15 protein-coding genes and 1 pseudogene are annotated in these 16,078 nt (G+C 61.3%); 7 read left to right on the top strand and 9 right to left on the bottom strand.

Annotated elements, in window-relative coordinates:
• Nucleotides 1-52 precede the first annotated feature (52 nt).
• Entirely contained in the window at nt 53-529 is a 477-nt protein-coding gene (locus L6D74_RS23840; RefSeq protein WP_236190675.1) for a (R)-mandelonitrile lyase, read from the bottom strand.
• Between the two features lie 99 nt (nt 530-628).
• Between L6D74_RS23840 and L6D74_RS23845 the strand changes: the two genes are divergently transcribed.
• Nucleotides 629-1,522: a LysR family transcriptional regulator gene (locus L6D74_RS23845; RefSeq protein WP_236190677.1), complete on the top strand. Its 894-nt coding sequence runs from the start codon at nt 629-631 to the stop codon at nt 1,520-1,522.
• 6 nt (nt 1,523-1,528) lie between these two features.
• On the opposite strand, the gene L6D74_RS23850 is transcribed toward L6D74_RS23845, so the two are convergent.
• On the bottom strand, nt 1,529-2,473 hold the full coding sequence (locus L6D74_RS23850) for an aldo/keto reductase (RefSeq protein WP_236190678.1): 945 nt from the start codon (nt 2,471-2,473) through the stop codon (nt 1,529-1,531).
• Nucleotides 2,474-2,584: 111 nt separating this feature from the next.
• On the opposite strand from L6D74_RS23850, the gene L6D74_RS23855 reads away from it, so the two are divergent.
• The 3 genes from L6D74_RS23855 to L6D74_RS23865 all read left to right on the top strand — a co-directional run bounded on the left by L6D74_RS23855 (nt 2,585) and on the right by L6D74_RS23865 (nt 5,184).
• Nucleotides 2,585-3,355: an alpha/beta hydrolase gene (locus L6D74_RS23855; RefSeq protein WP_236190680.1), complete on the top strand. Its 771-nt coding sequence runs from the start codon at nt 2,585-2,587 to the stop codon at nt 3,353-3,355.
• 130 nt (nt 3,356-3,485) lie between these two features.
• Entirely contained in the window at nt 3,486-4,352 is an 867-nt protein-coding gene (locus L6D74_RS23860; protein WP_236190681.1) for a CAP domain-containing protein, read from the top strand.
• 403 nt (nt 4,353-4,755) lie between these two features.
• On the top strand, nt 4,756-5,184 hold the full coding sequence (locus tag L6D74_RS23865) for a nuclear transport factor 2 family protein (protein ID WP_236190683.1): 429 nt from the start codon (nt 4,756-4,758) through the stop codon (nt 5,182-5,184).
• Nucleotides 5,185-5,250: 66 nt separating this feature from the next.
• Here L6D74_RS23865 and mqo read toward each other — a convergent pair whose 3' ends face one another.
• On the bottom strand, nt 5,251-6,900 hold the full coding sequence (gene mqo, locus L6D74_RS23870) for a malate dehydrogenase (quinone) (protein ID WP_236190685.1): 1,650 nt from the start codon (nt 6,898-6,900) through the stop codon (nt 5,251-5,253).
• A gap of 432 nt (nt 6,901-7,332) precedes the next feature.
• On the opposite strand from mqo, the gene L6D74_RS23875 reads away from it, so the two are divergent.
• Nucleotides 7,333-7,758, top strand: a complete 426-nt coding sequence (locus L6D74_RS23875) for a nuclear transport factor 2 family protein (RefSeq protein ID WP_221399367.1) — start codon at nt 7,333-7,335, stop codon at nt 7,756-7,758.
• A gap of 40 nt (nt 7,759-7,798) precedes the next feature.
• Here the strand turns inward: L6D74_RS23875 and L6D74_RS30180 are convergent, their stop codons facing one another.
• Both L6D74_RS30180 and L6D74_RS30185 read right to left on the bottom strand, forming a co-directional pair.
• Nucleotides 7,799-8,662, bottom strand: a complete 864-nt coding sequence (locus L6D74_RS30180) for a methyl-accepting chemotaxis protein (RefSeq protein ID WP_373874487.1) — start codon at nt 8,660-8,662, stop codon at nt 7,799-7,801.
• A pseudogene (locus L6D74_RS30185) lies at nt 8,654-9,412 on the bottom strand (MCP four helix bundle domain-containing protein); the annotation flags it as partial. The pseudogene L6D74_RS30185 and the gene L6D74_RS30180, both read right to left, overlap by 9 nt.
• A gap of 247 nt (nt 9,413-9,659) precedes the next feature.
• On the opposite strand from L6D74_RS30185, the gene L6D74_RS23885 reads away from it, so the two are divergent.
• Together L6D74_RS23885 and L6D74_RS23890 are read left to right on the top strand one after the other, a co-directional pair.
• Nucleotides 9,660-9,974 (top strand): DUF2388 domain-containing protein, encoded by a 315-nt coding sequence (locus L6D74_RS23885; RefSeq protein WP_011333537.1) that lies wholly within the window; start codon nt 9,660-9,662, stop codon nt 9,972-9,974.
• A gap of 117 nt (nt 9,975-10,091) precedes the next feature.
• Nucleotides 10,092-10,496, top strand: a complete 405-nt coding sequence (locus L6D74_RS23890) for a hypothetical protein (protein WP_236190688.1) — start codon at nt 10,092-10,094, stop codon at nt 10,494-10,496.
• Here the strand turns inward: L6D74_RS23890 and ligD are convergent, their stop codons facing one another.
• From ligD to L6D74_RS23910, 4 genes are all read right to left on the bottom strand, one after another.
• Entirely contained in the window at nt 10,497-13,043 is a 2,547-nt protein-coding gene (gene ligD / locus L6D74_RS23895) for a DNA ligase D (RefSeq protein WP_236190690.1), read from the bottom strand.
• A 17-nt stretch (nt 13,044-13,060) separates the two neighbouring features.
• Complete coding sequence (locus tag L6D74_RS23900; protein WP_039770963.1) at nt 13,061-14,014, bottom strand: methyltransferase; 954 nt, start codon at nt 14,012-14,014, stop codon at nt 13,061-13,063.
• 11 nt (nt 14,015-14,025) lie between these two features.
• Nucleotides 14,026-15,402: an iron-containing redox enzyme family protein gene (locus L6D74_RS23905; RefSeq protein WP_236190693.1), complete on the bottom strand. Its 1,377-nt coding sequence runs from the start codon at nt 15,400-15,402 to the stop codon at nt 14,026-14,028.
• A gap of 167 nt (nt 15,403-15,569) precedes the next feature.
• The coding region (locus tag L6D74_RS23910) for a tellurite resistance TerB family protein (RefSeq protein WP_236190694.1) at nt 15,570-16,078 on the bottom strand (509 nt) is incomplete at its 5' end.

The following is a 16,078-nucleotide window of genomic DNA, read 5'->3' on the forward strand; positions in this document are numbered from 1 at the left end:
TGGACTGGCCCCACGGTGAAGACGTTCGGTCTCACCGTGGGCGACTTGTTGATTATCGGAGGTCGGGATACTCCGACTCTCCCACCTGCTCCATCCAGTCCACCACTTTGCCATCAAGCACCTCAGCAATGGCGATATGCGTCATGGCCGTGGTCGGCGCCGCACCGTGCCAATGCTTCACGTCGGGCGCGATCCACACGGTGTCGCCTGGCCGAATCACCCGCACCGGCTGCCCCCATTCCTGCACGAAGCCTGACCCAGCGGTAACAATCAGCGTTTGCCCCAACGGATGGGTGTGCCACGCCGTACGCGCTCCCGGCTCAAAGGTCACGGTGGCGCCGCTGATCCGCGCCGCATCGCTGCCCTTGAACGGCGCATCGACCCGTACCGTCCCGGTAAACCAGTCGCTCGGGCCTTTGGCCGACGGTTGTGAGCCGTTGGGGGTAACGGTCACGCGAGATGTTTCGCTGGCCTGGACTTCGCCCGCCAGCAGGGAAAGGGTCAGCGCCGAAGCGGCGATCGGATTCATGTTGAGGCTCTCCAGAAAAGGGACAGCCTCCACTTTAACCAGCCCGACTCTTCAGATAATCGACTAGAATTCAAAAAAACTTATGCAGGGTACTCATTAATGCTTCGGGAAAATGCCAGTGATCTGCTCGCTTTCCTCGCCGTGGCGCGTGAGCGCAGTTTCACCAAAGCAGCTGCCAAACTTGGCGTTTCGCAGTCGGCGCTCAGTCATACGATCCGCAGCCTTGAAACCCGGCTGGGCCTGCGCCTGCTGATCCGCACCACCCGTAGTGTCTCTCCCACCGAGGCTGGTGAGCACTTGCTGCAAACCATCGGCCCGCGCTTCGAAGAGATCGAATCGGAACTGGCCGCCCTTAGCAACCTGCGGGAAACGCCCGCCGGCAAGATCCGTCTCAGCGCCACCGATCACTCGCTGAACTGGCTGTTGCGACCGGTCCTCAAAGAATTTCTTATGCAATACCCGGACATCTCCGTCGAAGTCAGCTGCGACTACAGTTTCGTCGACATCGCAGGTCAGGGTTTCGATGCCGGCGTACGGCTGGGCGAGGATGTCGCACAAGGCATGATCGCCACTCGTATCGGCCCGGACATGCGCATGGCGGTGGTCGGCTCGCCCGCCTATTTCGCCAGACGTTCCGTACCGAAAACCCCGCGTGATCTGACCGACCACGCTTGCAATAACTTGCGCCTGCCTACCAACGGCGGTCTATACGCCTGGGAGTTCGAGAAGGATGGCGAACGCCTGAAGGTGCGAGTCTGTGGACAGGTCACCCTCAACGGCGTCTATCCATTACTGGACGCCGCACTCGACGGTTTCGGCCTGAGTTACATCCCGGAGAACATCGTCGCCCCCTGTCTGGCTGAAGGTCGCCTGATACAAGTACTGGAGGATTGGTGCCCGGTGTTTTCCGGATATCACCTCTACTACCCGAGCCGGCGCCAGACAGCGCCGGCTTTTGCATTGTTGCTGGCGGCGCTGCGCTATCAAGGCTGAAACCGTCTAGTCCACCAGCGCAATCAACTGCTGACGCTGCGCATCGGTCAGCATCAGCCCGAACCCGGCACCGGCATTGTCGGCCATGTACAGCGGATTGCTGGTGCCGGGAATCACACAGGTCACCGCCGGATGCGCCAGCAGAAATTTAAGTGCCAGTTGCGGCCAGCTCTTCGCCCCCACCTGAGCTGCCCAACCCGGCAGCGGTTTGCCCTTGAGCCGCGCGAGCAGGTCGCCGCCACCGAACGGCCGGTTGCAGATCACCGCCACCCCGCGTTCGCGGCACAGTGGCAGGATGCGCTTCTCGACCCCGCGATCATCGAGCGCGTAGTTGATTTGCAGGAAATCCAGCGGCTCGGCCTTGAGCACCGCTTCGACCCCGTCATAGGCCGACGGCGTGTAGTGGGTGATGCCGATGTAGCGGATGCGGCCCTGCTCTTTCCAGTCGCGCAGGGTCGGCAGATGGGTTTGCCAGTCGAGCAGGTTGTGGATCTGCATCAGGTCGATGCGCTCGGTGCGCAGCAGGCTGAACGACTGCTCCATCTGCGCAATGCCCTCCTCGCGACCACGGGTCCAGACCTTGGTCGCCAGAAATGCCGGCGAGCGCGGTTCGTGGATCGACAGTAATTCACCGGTGGTTTCTTCGGCGCGGCCGTACATGGGGGAGCTGTCGATCACCGTGCCGCCCTTTTTGAACAGCTCGCCGAGCACCGCCGGCAATTGCTTGTAGACCGGATCGCCAGGGGCGACGTCGAAACCGCGATAAGTGCCCAACCCCACCAGCGGCAGTGGCTCGGAGCTCGAAGGGATGGCGCGGGTCTGCATGGTCTGGGCTCCTGTGGCGTTCGGCGACGTAATGGCGGCCAGCGCCCGGTCAAAGGTAAAAACCGCTGACACGCCGGCTGCCAGTGTCAGCAACCGGCGGCGGGAATATCCCTCAGTGTGGTTCATGCTGGCGCCCTTGCCCTGTGGATCTGTTGCACCTTGTGTTTTGATGCAGCCCGCAAAACCGTTGGACTACACTGCGACAGCCAACCTGCGCGCCCGGTTAACGTTAGTCGAATGTCCAGAACCCTGTTGTCACTCGTCGCATTGATCCTCGCCGTGTACTTGATCCTGTGCGCGGCGCTGTTCGTGTTTCAGCGGGCGCTGATTTATTTTCCGCAGCCCGCCAGCCTCGATTCGCCGGAGTCACGGTTGACGCTGGCCATGCACGACGCCGAGATCCGCGTGACGGTGCGCGAGCGCGCCGGCCCCAGAGCGCTGATCTATTTCGGCGGCAATGCCGAGGATGTTTCGCGCAATCTGCCGGAGTTTTCCGAGGCGTTTCCTGACTATTCGTTGTATTTGCTGCATTACCGGGGATTTGGCGGCAGCGGCGGTTCGCCCTCCGAAGCGGCGATTGCCGAGGATGCGCTGGCGCTGTTCGATCAGGTGTATGCCAGTCATCCTCAGGTCGCGCTGCTGGGGCGCAGCCTCGGTTCCGGCGTCGCGGTGCGGCTGGCCAGCCAGCGACCGGTGGAACGGTTGATTCTGGTCACGCCTTACAACAGCCTCGAGGAAATCGCCGCCCGTCAATACCCGTGGGTGCCGGTGCAGTGGTTGCTCAAGGATCGTTTCCGGTCGGGCCAGTACGCGGCGCACATCCGCGTGCCGACGCTGCTGCTGGCGGCGAGCGACGACGAGGTGATTCCACGGGCCAGCACCGAACGCTTGCTGCACAGCTTCCCCGACGGTGTGGCCACGCTCAAAGTGGTGGCGGACGCGGCGCACAATTCGATTTCCGAACGGCCGCAATACCTGCAATGGATCGAGGATGCGTTGAATCGCTGAGTACTTCGTCGGCAGCCGTAGAAACCCGGCGTCGCCTCGTGAACCAAGTGCAAAAAGGCCAGTCCTACCCGCGCCGCGTTCTGCGGTTCACTTTCCTTCAGCCTTGTTTTTGTTCAGAGCTTTGCGTCCCATGCGCCACGCCGTTCGTTCGTCTCGCTTCGTTTCGCTGTGCCTGTTGATCCTTTCTCCCCTGCTCGCCCCCTCTGCCCACGCCGGTGCCGAGCGGCAACTGGTGGCCGCCATCAATGACTACCGCGCCCATCCGCAACGATGTGACCGACGCCCGGCCCAACGGCTGGCGCCGCTGACACTGAAGTCGAACCTGGCGTTGCCGGTCGGCTATGGCTACGGCGGTGGATTGCGCGAACGATTGAAAGATTCCGGCTACGCAGCCGTGGCGGTGCGCAGCATCCGGATTGTCGGCGCGCAGGACGCCGAAGAGGCGTTCGATCTGCTGCAAAGCGATTACTGCGGCGCACTACTGGACGGTCAATACGCTGACATCGGCATCAGCCGCGCCCGCAGCGAATGGCAAGTGGTGCTGGCCCGGCCGGTGCTTGACAGTCGTGTCGGCGACACCCGCAGCGTCGGCAAGGCCTTGCTGGCCGAGGTCAACGCCGCCCGCGCCCGACCGCGAATGTGTGGTCGCCAGCGCTTCGCCGCCGCCCGGCCCTTGAGCTGGAATCCGGCGCTCGGCGCCGCCGCCCAGGGGCACAGCAAGGCCATGGCCTACGGCAACTACTTCGCCCACCGCGACCCGGACGGCGACGGCCCGGCAGATCGCGCCCGTGCGGCCGGCTACCGTGGCCGGCAGATCGGCGAAAACATCGCCGCCGGACAAAGCTCACCGGGCAAGGCCATGGCCGGCTGGCTGGCCAGCCCCGGACACTGCGCAAACCTGATGAACCCGATGTTCACCCAGGTCGGCGCCGGGTTTGCCAGTGAGGCGCGCAGTGATGAAGGGGTTTACTGGACGATGCTGTTCGGGGCGCCTTGATCCGGTGTCATCCGAAAATGTCGAAGAGCACTGCAAGTCGCAACTCGACGTCGGATAGTCAGACCGGAGAAATCGTGGCAAGAACGCCAATCATGATGGTCAACACAAGAAAGCCGCCGAGGAAAATCGCCATCTTAGCCATGAAGGCCTCCTGAATACTCAATGTCCGGCGCACCGGGCGCTTCGGAATGAAGCGCGTCGCGTATGGCCGAACGGCAGGGCCATTTTGGGCCCGTGGCTGAGATGGTTACAGATGCAGATTCGATATGAAAAAGCGGATCAGATGGATCGGGCTGGCGCATGGGTCGATATTCAGATCGGTACAGAGGGTTTCCATTGCGCCGCTTTGATCTAGAGTCATGGGCGCCGCGCCAAAAACAACAAAAAATACAGGAGTGAAACCTTGTCCGATTTGAACCTGCACCCAAACGCCGCCGAATCCCTGAACCGCTGGCACGAGATGATCCGCACCGGCAACCTCAAGGCCCTGCCAGAACTGCTCGATCCCAAAGCGGTTTTCCGCTCGCCCATGGCCCACACGCCTTATCCAGGCGCGCCGGTGGTCGCGATGATCCTCAATACCGTGTTCGAAGTGTTTGAAGACTTCAAATACCACCGTGAACTGGCGACGGCCGACGGTTTGAATGTGGTGCTGGAATTCGGCGCCAAAGTCGGAGCGAAAGAGCTCAAGGGCATCGACATGATTCGTTTCGATGAACAGGGCAAGATCGTCGAGTTCGAGGTGATGGTGCGGCCGTTGAGTGGGTTGCAGGCGTTGGGCGAAGAGATGGGACGGCGGTTGGGAGCTTATCTGGCGGCCGCCAAGGCCTGAAACCCGGACACAAAAAAGCCCACTGACCGTCGCCGGTTCAGTGGGCTTCGTGTGTCTGGCGTCTAGTTACAGAGCCATGTCACGTGCAGCGCTTTCTTTCGGCGCCGGGGCTTTTTCAGCCGAGGCGTCCGCCGCTGGAGCTGCAACCTGGCCAATCACCGGAGGGGTTGGCAGTTGCAGGATCTTGGCGGTGTAAGCCCACTCTTCAACCACTTTGGCTGGATCGTTGTTCAGCTGGGTGCCGTAGCTTGGAACGATCTGGTGCAGCTTGGCTTGCCACTCAGGGCTGGCGACTTTGTCTTTGAAGACTTTCTGCAGCACGCTCAGCATGATCGGTGCAGCGGTCGATGCGCCTGGGGATGCGCCCAGCAGACCGGCGATGGAGCCGTCTTTGGAAGCAACGATTTCGGTGCCCAGTTTCAGCACGCCGCCAGCAGCTTCATCACGCTTGATGATTTGCACGCGCTGGCCGGCTTGCCACAGGCGCCAGTCTTCGGCTTTGGCGTTCGGGAAGTATTCCTTCAGCGCGTTCAGACGGTCTTCATCCGACAGCATCAGTTGACCGGCCAGGTACTCGACCAGCGGGTATTCCTTGATGCCGACCCGGGTCATAGGCCAGATGTTGTGGGTGGTGGTGCTGGTCAGCAGGTCCAGGTACGAACCTTCTTTCAGGAACTTGGTGCTGAAAGTCGCGAACGGGCCAAACAGGATGACGCGCTTGCCGTCCAGGACACGGGTGTCCAGGTGCGGAACGGACATCGGAGGCGCGCCAACCGAAGCTTTACCGTAGGCCTTGGCCAGGTGCTGTTCGGCGATGGCCGGGTTATCGGTCACCAGGAACGAACCGCCGACCGGGAAGCCAGCGTATTCCTTGGCTTCTTCAATACCGGACTTCTGCAGCAGGTGCAGGGCACCGCCGCCGGCGCCGATGAACACGAACTTGGCGTCGGTTTCAGTCTTGGTGCCGTCTTTCAGATTCTTGTAGCTGACGCGCCAGGTGCCATCTGCATTCTTGGTGATGTCTTGCACTTCGCTCGACAGCTTCAAGTTGAAGTTAGGCTTAGTCTGCAGGTAACCGGCGAACTGGCGGGTGATTTCGCCGAAGTTCATGTCGGTACCCAGCGGGCTCCAGGTGGCCGCGATTTTCTGGTTCGGGTCACGCCCTTCCATCATCAGCGGAACCCACTTCTTGATCACAGCCGGGTCTTCGGAGTACTGCATGCCGGCGAACAGCGGGCTCGCTTGCAGGGCTTCATAGCGCTTTTTCAGGAACTTGATGTTGTCATCGCCCCACACGAAGCTCATGTGCGGAGTGGTGTTGATGAACGAACGAGGGTCCTTCAGGACGCCTTGACGAACCTGCCAGGCCCAGAACTGACGGGAGACCTGGAACGCTTCGTTGATCTCGACGGCTTTCGGGATGGTGACATTGCCCTTGTCGTCTTCCGGGGTGTAGTTCAGCTCGGCGAGCGCCGAGTGACCGGTACCGGCGTTGTTCCAGCCGTTGGAGCTTTCCAGGGCGACGCCATCGAGGCGCTCGACCATTTCCATCGACCAGGTCGGTTCCAGCTCATTGATCCACACACCCAGGGTGGTGCTCATGATGCCGCCGCCGATCAGCAGGACGTCGACTTTCTTTGCTTCCTCGGCATTGGCGGAAGACATCCCCATCGCCAAAGCCAGCCCCAGCAAGGCTGTGTTCACTTTTTTAAACATCCGTTGCACCTATGATAAAACGCCTTCCGCCCGCCGCTGTTGTACGTATGAGGTCCCCTCTTTCGCGACACTCAGGCCAGCGTCGCGGGTTCCGGCACACTTCAATTTTGACGGGTGGGCACACAAGGCCGACAGGCATTGTCGACCTCAGTTATATGTCCCTTCTGAACTGACTTCTTATCATTATTGGCTTCAGCTACTTGAGCGACAGGGGTTCTGCCTGGCCCGCCGAAAAGCGCACCAGACTGAATTGGGTCAAAACAAGTGGCGCGAAGAATATCACGTCATGGCAAACCCGCGCGTCTGTTCGCGACCGGATAGTTTTCGATTGGTTCCTCAAGCGCTTTCTAACGCCGATGAATTCCTGCTAAGTTGTACGACGACTGACAAATGATCCAGTCGTTCCGAAACCTACAACAACAAGGAATACCCATGAACAAAACCAGATTGCTGCTCGTTCTCGCCTGCCTCTTCAGTGGTTACGTCGCCGCCGCCCCGGCGGAACAGGATGTCGCCCAGGCCGTCGATCACCTGACCCAGGCGATGCTGCACAAGGACATCGCCGAACTGAACGCCCTGACCGCCGACAACCTCACCTACGGCCACTCCAGCGGCAAGATCCAGGACAAGAAAGCCTTCATCGCCGATATCGAAACCGGCAAGAGCGCGTTCAAGACCCTGGAGATGCAAAACCAGACCATCACCCTGTCCGGAGATACCGCGCTGGTACGCCATCACTTCTCGGCGCAGGCCCTCAAAGGCACCGAAGTCGTGCCGACGGAAATCGAGAACTTCCAGATCTGGCAGAAGCAGGCTGGCAAGTGGTTGCTGGTGGGGCGTCAGGCGTACAAGTTCTGATGCATGAGCTCTGCCGCCAATGCGGCGGCAGAGCCTGCTCTCACAACCGAAACCGATCCACCGACTGCGCCAGCCGCCCCGCCAGACTCGACAGTTCGTCCGTGGTATTGGCCGTCTGGCCGATGACCTTGCTGTTGCCCTCCGACATGCCCGCGATCATCTCCACCTGATGGGCAATTTCGTTGCTGGCCTGGCTCTGTTCGCCGATGGTGCGGGTGATGTCGTTGACCAGTTGCGTGGTGCTCAGGGTGGCGTCGAGGATTTCGCGGATGGCGCGCTCGACGTCGGCTGTGACCGCCATGCCTTTGTCGACCTGGGCGACGCCCGCCTCCATGCTGCTGACGGCCTCGCGGGTGCTGTTCTGGATGCGCGCGACCATCGCGGCGATTTCCTGAGTTGACGCACTGGTGCGCGCAGCCAGACTGCGCACCTCATCGGCCACCACCGCAAAGCCCCTGCCCTGCTCGCCCGCCCGGGCTGCCTCGATGGCTGCGTTGAGCGCCAGCAGGTTGGTCTGGTCGGCGATGCTCTTGATCACCTGGATGATGTTGAAAATGCCTTCGGACTCCTGATCGAGGGTGCGGATCACCTGCGCCGATTGCTGGGCGGAACGGGCGATGTCGTCCATGTCGCTGACCACTTGATGGATCACCTGTCCGCCGTTCTTCGCCAGTGACTCGGCCTGGCTGGCCATGTCCAGTGCACGCTCGGCGTGCCGGGTGATTTCCTCGATGCTCGCGGTCATCTGGCTCGCGGCGGCGGCCATGGTGCCGGCGGCGGTGCTTTGCTGCTGACTGCTGTCGGCCACCTGATGGCAGCCGTGGCTCAATTGTTCGCTCATGCCGCTGACGCCGTGGGCGTTGCGTCGCACCACGTCGATCATGTCCCGCAGGTCGCGCTGCATCGTGGCCAGCGTGCGGATCAGCGCACTGGCTTCGTCCTTGCCGGACGGTTCGGCGATCGGCTCGCTGAGGTTGCCATGGGCGATGCTTTCGGCGATGCGGCTGGCGGATTTCAGCGGCCCCATGATGCTCAGGATCACCCACCGGCCCTGGGCCAACAGCAGCAACAGACTGGCGACCAGGACAATGCCGAGGGCGATATTGGCATTGTGGATCGCCGCCTCGGTGCCTTCGCTGGTGTGCCGGGTATTGGTTTCGATCAGCTCGCTGAGGGCGGCCATCTGTTCTTCGAGCTGGCTGAACGCGGTATTGAAGGTCCCCAGTTGCTGCTGGGCGCTGTCCGGATTTTCCAGTGCAAGACCGACGATCTGCTCGCCGGCGCTGATGTAGGTGTCGAGGCTTGGCTTGATCTGCTCGAGCGCGGACTTGATCGTCGGATTGACCGGCAGCTTGAGGTTTTCACCCAGCACTTCGCGAAAATGCGCCGCATGCTCTTCGACCGAACTGCGCATCTCGTCCGCCGAACTGGTGCTTTTGCCCAGCCCCACCAGCATCGCCGAATACACGTCCGCGCGCAGGGCGTCGTGCATCATGTCGGCTTCCATGTGGTTGCGCAGCGCGCTCATGCTGACCGCGTTGTCACTGACCGCCGAAGCCATCCGCTGATTGCCGACGTAACTGACCAGGCTCACGATCAGCGCCGTCAGCAGGCTGGTCGCAATCAGCAACACCAAACGCAGTTTGATCGACACCGTGATTTCCTCCCAGGTCGCGCCACGCGGCGCCTTTCAACGCTTCAGTTAAGCCTATTTCCATGAACCCGCTGCGTTAGAGCGTCTCAGCGTGTTTCGTTACATCCAGTAAAAATGCCGCACTGTGCGACGGTTCTCATTCCGCCCCCTACGGCCTGAGCCGACTTACGGAACTCCCGTGCCCGCCGACACCTCTCACATTATGTGGTACTTCCTTTTCGCTTTACGCTGCTGGAGGAACACCGTCATGCGTCGTTTACTACTGGTTTCGTCTCTTATGCTGTGCCTGCCTTTCGGTTCGGCTTTCGCCCGCGTGGATGCGGGGGATGTCGCCACTTCGGCCGGCGTTTCCGCCTCGCTGTATTCCACGTTCAAGGATCACAAAATGGTGATTCCGGCCCGTGACGACTTGTCGGCATTCGTCGCCAGCGGTGGAACGATCCGTGGCGTGTACCTCGAATCGGTACTGCAGCAGGTGCGTCAGGACAATCCTGGCCTGAACGCCAGCGATGAAGAGCTGGCCAATGCCATCCTGGTTCAGTACGAAGGTCTGTCGCAGTAACCACGGCACGTTCGATGATGATGGTGGCTGACGGACTTGCCACCGTTACGCCCTGCCGATGGACGGCTGGCGAACGACCATGGGCAAAACCGTCGAACGGCCTCTATGATGGAGGCCATGACGATTTCCGCCTCACTCCGCTCCCCTTGCCCGCCGGGTCTGTGCATCTGCGGGCGTGATCCGCTGCTGGATACGCCCGGCGCGGATGTGCGCATCCTGTTGCTGACCCGCGAGGAAGAAAAGCGTCTGATCGAGCGACTGGAAAACCTCAAAGACCTCGCCGACCTCCAGCGGCTGCAAGGCAAGATGTTCGATCAGCTAGGCATTCGGGTGCTGATCGCGCCAAAGTTCGGTGAAGTGCGGACTGTGCGAGGCGGCATCGAAATCGAGGTCGAAGAGCTTCCAGGGCTCTGCCGCAAAACCCGAAAAACCATCCCGGCCGCCATCCGCCGTGGCCTGGAAAACAATCCGCAAGTCGCCTTCGATCTGCTCAACGCCCACGACTTGCTGCGCGACACCTGATCATTTCTTTATGCCCACCCGCTTGCGCATCTCGGCCGTGATGCTCTGCCGGGTTTTCTTCAAATCCGCCCAAGGCTCATCGCCCACGTCCGCCAGCCGTTCGTGAACGTTGTGCACGGTCCATTGATCGGCACCTTTGATCTCGCCGACCTCCTCCCGAAACAGCGGCACCGACACCGGCAACCCTTCACGGGTACGCGCCGCGTAGGCGCAAATGGTGGTGGCGCCCAAGCCGTTGCGCAGGTAATCGATGAAGATCCGCCCTACGCGATTTTTCGGCCCGGACACCGCAGAAAAACGCTCCGGCAACAATTTCGCCATGTGCGTGACGATGGCGTGGCTGAAATCCTTGACCTCGTCCCAGCCATGCTTGCGGGTCAGCGGCACCACCAGATGAATGCCCTTGCCGCCGCTGGTCTTGAGAAACGCCTTGAGGCCCAGCTCATCCAGCACGGTCAAGGTCAGTGCTGTGGCTTCGACCATGCTTTTCCACGGCAGCGCCGGGTCCGGGTCGAGGTCGAGGACAAAGCGGTCGGGCTTGTCCAGATCGGTGGTGGTAGCGTTCCAGGTGTGCAGCTCGACCGTGCTCATCTGCACCGCGCCGATCAAGGCTTCGGCGTTGTTGATCAGCATCACCGGCTGGCCGGTCAGTTCCTTGTCGAGCGTGCGGATGCCGGGGATCGCCAGGTTCTCGGCGTTTTTCTGGAAGAACAGCTCACCGGCGATACCGTCCGGGGCGCGCACCAGCGCTACCGGGCGGTCCTTGAGCTGCGGCAGAATCCATTCGGCGACGCTGGCGTAATACTCGGCCAGCTGCATTTTGGTGGTGCCACTAATGGGATCGATCACCCGGTCGGGATGAGTGATCCGCACCTTGCCGTCGGCCAGGCCGGATTGCGACGGCGAGGTAGATTCAGTCTTTGAAGTCTTCATGGGCTTGGCGCGCTCCTCGGTGATGTCCTTGGCCGGTTTGTCGTCGCGCAAGCCATGAAAAACGGCGTGACGCACTGAGCCGTCCTGGGTCATTTCGGCGAAGGCCACTTCCGCCAGCAGACTCGGCTTGAGCCAGTGCACACCCTTGGCTTCGAACCCTGTGGGCGGGTTGGCCACTGCCGGTTTTTTCACTCGCAACGGTTTCAACTGCGCGAGGATGCTCTTGAGAGTGGTTTCATTGAATCCGGTGCCGACCTTTCCGGCGTAACGCAACTCGCCGCTGTCGCGATCATGCAGCCCCAGCAGCAACGCGCCGAATGAACTGCGCGCGCCTTTCGGATCGGTATAGCCGACGATCACGAATTCCTGGCGATGCTTGCACTTGAGCTTGATCCAGTCGCTACTGCGGCGCGACACGTAAGACGAGCCGAGGCGTTTACCGATCAGGCCTTCCATGCGCATCTGGCAGGCGCTGTTGAGCAACGCCTGCGGGGTTTCGTCGAACGCTTCGGAAAAACGCAGCAGCGGGTCTTGATGGTTTTTCAGAACAGTGGCCAGCGCTGCGCGCCGTTCCTCCACCGGCACCTCGCGCAGGTCGACACCGTTCAGATACGGCAGATCAAACAGGTAATAGACGATTTTTTCGCTGCGTCCCGAATCGAACGCGTTTTGCAGGGCCTGAAAGTCCGGCACGCCGTCCGCGTCGGCGACTACCATCTCACCATCCAGCCACGCCGACTCCAGGCCCAGCGCCGCCAGGGCTTGCGCCTGTTTCGGCAATTTGTGCGTCCAGTCATGGCCATTGCGGGTGAACAACTGCACCTGGTCCTGATCGATACGCGCCATGATTCGATAGCCGTCGAACTTGATTTCGTATTGCCAATCCCCTTCCGGCGCGCTCTCCACCAGAGTCGCCAGTTGAGGTTTCAACTGCGCCGGGATACTCGCCTTGTGGGCGCCAGTGAGTTTGCCCGAAGCTGGCTTGCGCGGTGCTTTCGCCGGGCCTTTCAGTGGTTTGACCTGCTTCGCACTGAGCCGGGGTTTGTCGACGATCGTGCGCTCGCTGAGCACACTGTCGGGCTCGGCGACCAGCACGTCGTAATCGCTTTGCGGGCGTGCGGCGCTGTCCTGATGCTTGATCAGAAACCACTGCTCTTTCTTGCCCGGCATGTGGGTGCGCACCAGGTTCCAAACCCCGGCGAGCTTCTCGCCGCGCAGTTCGAATTTGAGCTTGCCCTTGGCGTAGGCTTTCTCCGGTTCTTCCAGCGGAATCCACACGCCGCGATCCCAGACGATCACATCGCCGGCACCGTAATGCCCTTCGGGAATGCTGCCCTCGAACGTCGCATAGTCCAGCGGGTGATCCTCGACGTGCACCGCCAGCCGCTTGACCTTGGGATCCAGCGACGGGCCTTTTGGCACCGCCCAGCTCTTGAGCGCACCGTCGAGTTCCAGGCGAAAGTCATAATGCAGGTGCGAGGCGTCATGCTTCTGGATGCAAAATTGCAAAGCCTGCTCACCGCCGAGCTTCTTGCCCCGTCGGTGGTCGGCTGCCGGTTCCGAGGTCGCCGAGAAGTCACGCATCCGGTTGTAGTCGTCGAGATTCCTGCTCATCCTGCACCTGCCTTGTTTCAACCTGTTCGAGTCACCGTCAGCGCGACCACGGCAATCCGGTCGACGCGCTGATAGCCGGGATTCAGCAACTCTTCGCCGAACACATCGGGATCGAGTTCGCGGTAGGTCCAGCCGAACCGTTTTTCATCCAGCCGTGGCAATACCGTGTCGAGGAAAGGATCGCGGCCATCGACCATCGCCACGCCGGTGTACAGCAGCAGCGAACCACCGGGGGTCAGGTGATTGAGCGCCTGTTCGACGATGCGCAACGACAGCCCCGCCCCCAGCGTCCCACCGCCATGGCGGTAAGCTCGTCCGGCCGGATCGGCCATGTACGGCGGGTTGGCGACGATCAGGTCGAATTCACCGTCCACGCCTTGCAATACATCACTGGCGCGCACCTCGACGTTGGCCACTTCGGCCAGCGCCGCGTTGATCGTGGTCAGGCGCAGCGCAGCGGGGTTGATATCCACCGCCAGCACTTGCGCTTCGCGCCGGGCACGGCCAATCAGGATCGCGCCGACTCCGGCGCCACAACCGATGTCCACCGCCCGGTGAATAGGCGCAAAGTTCTGCTGCAAATGGCTGTGGATCAGTTGGGCAAAGCGATAGGTGTCCGGGCCGAAGAACACCGAATCGGCGGCATCGGTGGGAAACCCCGAATGCACGAACAGCAAGTCATCCAGGCTCGACCAGCGCACCCGGCTCTTCAAGCGCCCGTCGAATGCGTCAATCACCTGAGCGTCCTGCAATTGTCGCTGTTCATCGGCAGACAGCAGGCCCGGTTCGAACGGGCGCGACCATCCGAACACATCCCGCAGGCAATCGGCGGCCTGCCCTTCGTCGCGCTGATTGACCCGTTGATGGGTCAGCGGCGTCGGGGTGATGAAACGATAGCCGTCGGCCTGCAGGCGCCTCCCCAGTTGCAGCAGCACCAGATCGTTGGCAGACAGTTGTTCTTCCTGATTCATTGATGATTTCCTTAACGCAGGCCAGATTTGAGTTGGATGAAATGGCGAGTGGCAAGCAGCCCGGCCGGATGCGCGTGCCGGGCCGGTGCGAGCCAGGGGATCAACGTTGCGATTTGGCTGTGAACGTCCTGCCCTTGCAGTGCCGCATTCAGGCGCTGCACATCGGGGTCCTGTTCGGGCACCTCGATCGGCGCAGGGACTGAGGGGCGGCGGCGGAATGCGACGGCTTTGTCCGCAGAAATCCAGTCACCGGCTATCCAGTCGTGCACCAGTTGTTTTTCATAGGCGCTGAACACGCCGAACATCGCCGCGCCATCGCCATCGATCAATTGCCAGAAGCGGCTGCCCTGTGGATCTTGGTGGCGCTTGATCCAGCCCTTGTCCTGCATGGCCTGCAGGAACCCGGACAGCTGCTGCGGATCGGCCAGCCACTGATTGACGGTCTTGCCTTCGAAGCGGCAATAGTCGGAGTGCATGTGTTGAGCGAACGGACACTTGCGTTCAAGCATCGCTAACAGTTCGCGCTCCAGCTCGAACCCCTCGATGATTGCGCGGCTGCCCTGTCCCAGGTCATTGAGCCGATAGCCCAGCGATACCCGGCGCAGGAAATCGCGGCGATCAGCCTCCAGAGGCAGCAGATCCAGAACGGCCTGCACGGCTTTTTGCGCATGGCCGGTGCTGGCGTTGTCGATGGTCACGTGCAGGGTGAAATAGTACGGATCGATCCCCAGTTCACTGAGCTCGTAACTGCTGATCAACAGGTGCAAGGGCAGTTGTTCGTAGCCAAGGTTGTAACCGATCACCTCCGGCAAAAAATCCATGCCGCCGGCACCCAGGGCCAATTGCAGCGCGCCTTGCAGATAGCGTTCGTCGGGCAGGGGACTGCCCGGCTCGAGGCCCTGTTCGGCGAGCAGCTGGCGGTAGATCACGACGTGGTTCTGGGCCGGATTGCCCTCGCCCAGTTCTTCCAGATAAGTGCTGATCAGGCTGCTGAAGCGCGGATCGCGCCACTGTCCGAGCAAGCCGTAGAGCCAGGCGCCATCGACCAGTTTGGTCGGCGCCACCGCTTGCAGGAAATACAGCGCATGAGCCTTGCAACTGAAGAACTGCCGCGCGCCTCCAGCCTTGCGTTGTTGCAGGTAGTCGGCGTATTGCCGGGCGACATCGGCACAGTGCTCGGCCACCCAGGCATGCCACTGCGCGGGGTCCGATGGCAGCTCATCCTCCAACTGCGCGGCTTGCAGCAGTTGATCTTCCAGAAAGGCACGCGCCAGCGGCTGCGGATGTTCCTCGGATAAAAGTGCTTCATGGATACGCCGCAACTCAGTCAGAGAGTCGAGCGGACGCGATGGGGCGGGGCCAGCTTGCAGGTGAGTCAGGACAGTCATGGCAATATTCTCGATCGATTGGCAGGACGCTCAGTCACTCGCCTCTAATGAAGCAGAGAGGCTTGGCGCGTCAAAAATTCAATCGGCTTGAAAATTGCCCTGACGGACGGAGCCTTCGGCTCGCTCCTTGCTTGAACGGAACGGTCGAAGGCTTTGAGAGGAGAGGGTCAGGCCGTGCCCTTGGCCTGCTGTTCGAGGTGAACCTGCAACTCGGGGTCGATCTGCAACGCCGCCGCCAGTTCATCCAGATAATTGCGCTCGGCGTCCTGCTGATCGTCCACCAGCATCACGCTGGCCAGGTACATCTCGGCGGCCATGGCTGGATCGTTCTGCGCCGCCTGCGCCACTTCGGTGGGATCCAGCGGTTTGGCGACCTCGTCGTCGAGCCATTGCTGCAGGTTCGGGTCATCGGTGTGCTTGCCGATTTCACTGCTGATGAGGTGTTTTTCCGACTCGTCGATCCGCCCGTCAGCCTTGGCCGCCGCGATCAACGCACGCAGAACGGCGTGGCTGTGCTCTTCGACTTGCGGGCCGGACAACAGGTCCGCAGTCTGCGGAGTTTGCTGCGGCGCGGCGGACGCCTGGCTGCGTTGCCAGGCTTGATACGCCTGGAAAGCCATCATGCCCAGCGAAGCCAGTGCCGCGTAGTTGGTGCCGCCGGAACGACGCTGCGTAC

The organism is Pseudomonas pharyngis (genome assembly GCF_021602345.1).
In the GTDB taxonomy this organism is placed as follows: Bacteria; Pseudomonadota; Gammaproteobacteria; order Pseudomonadales; family Pseudomonadaceae; genus Aquipseudomonas; species Aquipseudomonas pharyngis.